The organism is Mesorhizobium sp. M7A.F.Ca.US.006.04.2.1, assembly GCF_004022915.1.
GTDB classification, from domain to species: Bacteria; Pseudomonadota; Alphaproteobacteria; order Rhizobiales; family Rhizobiaceae; genus Mesorhizobium; species Mesorhizobium ciceri.
Window position 1 is genome coordinate 1 of sequence record NZ_RZQA01001000.1, and the last position, 2,039, is coordinate 2,039.

The 2,039-nt window shown below is 57.3% G+C and carries 4 protein-coding genes; 3 read left to right on the forward strand and 1 reads right to left on the reverse strand.

The genetic code is table 11. The annotated features are described in order from the left end of the window. Positions 1-222: hypothetical protein (locus tag EN925_RS40295; RefSeq protein WP_206633067.1), on the forward strand; the 222-nt coding region annotated here is incomplete at its 5' end. A 184-nt stretch (positions 223-406) separates the two neighbouring features. Then, positions 407-742 (forward strand): metalloregulator ArsR/SmtB family transcription factor, encoded by a 336-nt coding sequence (locus EN925_RS33375; RefSeq protein WP_245441379.1) that lies wholly within the window; start codon positions 407-409, stop codon positions 740-742. A 116-nt stretch (positions 743-858) separates the two neighbouring features. Here the strand turns inward: EN925_RS33375 and EN925_RS33380 are convergent, their stop codons facing one another. Further along, positions 859-1,158: a DUF1236 domain-containing protein gene (locus EN925_RS33380; RefSeq protein WP_013525105.1), complete on the reverse strand. Its 300-nt coding sequence runs from the start codon at positions 1,156-1,158 to the stop codon at positions 859-861. A 476-nt stretch (positions 1,159-1,634) separates the two neighbouring features. Between EN925_RS33380 and EN925_RS33390 the strand changes: the two genes are divergently transcribed. Further along, the gene (locus tag EN925_RS33390) at positions 1,635-2,012 is read left to right on the forward strand and encodes a low affinity iron permease family protein (protein WP_063170791.1); all 378 of its coding nucleotides are present in this window, start codon (positions 1,635-1,637) and stop codon (positions 2,010-2,012) included. Positions 2,013-2,039: the final 27 nt, after the last annotated feature.

The following is a 2,039-nucleotide window of genomic DNA, read 5'->3' on the forward strand; positions in this document are numbered from 1 at the left end:
ATTTGGCGAACAGTAAATTTAACGGTCTTCTGGGAGGAGGCAAAAGTGTCCCAGCGAAGCGTCGACAAAGACCGATTGGAGCGCGCAGACCGCGAGGCAAAAGTTGCTAACGCGGCCGAGAGAGAGGCGCGTTATTTGAAAACTGCGCGACTTCGAGAACAACGCCTTGCTGCCGAAGCCAAGGGTCCCCAGGCTTCGAAGAAAGGCCGATCCAGGAGCTAAGGCGCTAAGGCGCTTAGCCGCCGAGGCTGGCCGTGAGACAGCGACGCCCTTCTGATGGAACATACACCACGCTAATAGATCTGGCGCGCCGGGGCACGCGACGATCCCGGCACATCCTTACTGGGGCGCCCGCCGCTGCCGTGAAGGGAGGCCGCTTCTTTACATTTCGGCCGGCGCAAGACGCGTGAGCGAGGGCAACATCATGAATCCCGAAAAGCCCAGCATTCATGCGCCATCCGCCGAGCTGCTCGCTGCCATGGCTAATGAAAAGCGCCTTCTCGCTCTAATGATTCTTGCTGACGGAGAAATATCCGTTTCTGATCTGGCGCCGCGACTGGGGCTTAGCAACTCAGCACTCTCCCAGCATCTCGGCATGATGCGAGAATCTGGTCTGGTCACCCGGAGGCAGGAGCGCCATAAAGCGTATTACTCGTGCACAGATCTTGCCCTGAAAGTCCTTGAGCTCCTGGACTGGCTTGTTGAGCGGAAAACTCTGCCTGGCCGCGACCATCATCCATAAAGCCCGGACCTTTGGAAGGTTGCGATGTCGCGACTTCAAGGCTCGTCACCGGATTGTGGAGATTTGTAAGCTTCGACCCCGCCGCCAGGCGATGGCGGCGGGGTTGGATGGTTCGTTCAGTCGTAAACCTTGATGATTTTTCGGGTGCCCGGGTCCACCAGCACCGTGCGGTTGTCGACCACAACGTAGCGATATTTGACGTTGGGGACCTCATGGATCTCAACCGTTTCCGGCAGGGCTGTCCCGACATTCAGTTCCACGCCGGGGAGCTTGACCGACGCCAGGGGCTGCTTCTTCACATATTCGCGGATGACGGTGTCCTGTTCCGGCTGGATGATGATGTCGTCCGCGGCGGCTGAGCCGATCCCAGCCAATAGCAACATCGCTGCTGCGGTGTTCTTTAGAAGCATGTTCATATCTGCACTCCTGTAGGGACGGGCGCAACACGATCATCGTCCCGCGCCGCCCGGCAAGTTGAACATGGAGCCGCCCTAAACGTTCCGCCCTAGGTACTTAGGTCTAGTCCCCTTGGGACCTAAGTCTGGTTCTGGAAACCGCATTGGTCCTGTCAGCGGCAGCGGCTGGAACGCTTGGCTTCCGCGGCTGTTGTCTCTCGAATTTGGAAGAATGCAGATGGATAAAGTGTGGACCAAGCACGCTGGTTATTCGCGGCTGTTCCCTTTCTCGTGATGGCACTCGTTCTAAGCTGGCATGTGGTGGATCGGCGCAGCAACGTCCCTTCCGACGCCGAACGCCTGTATCTTTAACCTGCAGTAGGTGACCTGATGTTGCGCGACAAGGAGAGTCGGATCTTAGAGGCAGGCCTGCTGGCGGCGGTGCCTGTTTGTGTGGCGATTACCGCACTGGTCGCCTTGATGACCTTGGCCAGCATATGAATCGGTTCCTTTTCGCAGCCTCCGACTTCCTATCTCGGCCGCCAGGCTTCTATGTCATGCTCGTGGCAATGGTTTTGTGCACCGCCCTGGTGCCTTTTGGACTGACAAATGCGGTCACCTATGCCCTGTCGGTTGCCGCCATCGTGATCACCGGTGTTGTCCTTTTACAAGGCTATCGCGATACCGCCGCCATTCACGCAAAACTCGACGAGATCATCGTTTCACTGAACGAAACCAGGAACGACGTTGTCGGATTGGAGCATGCCGAGCCGGACGAGATCAGGGAGAAGCTTGTAAAACTCGAAGAAGAAGCGTCCCGAACAGTCGGGGCTGCCAGGCGTGAACTTTCGAAAGCAACAGGAGAGAGATCATGAACAATCTCATTTGGCTCGTTGGTGCGG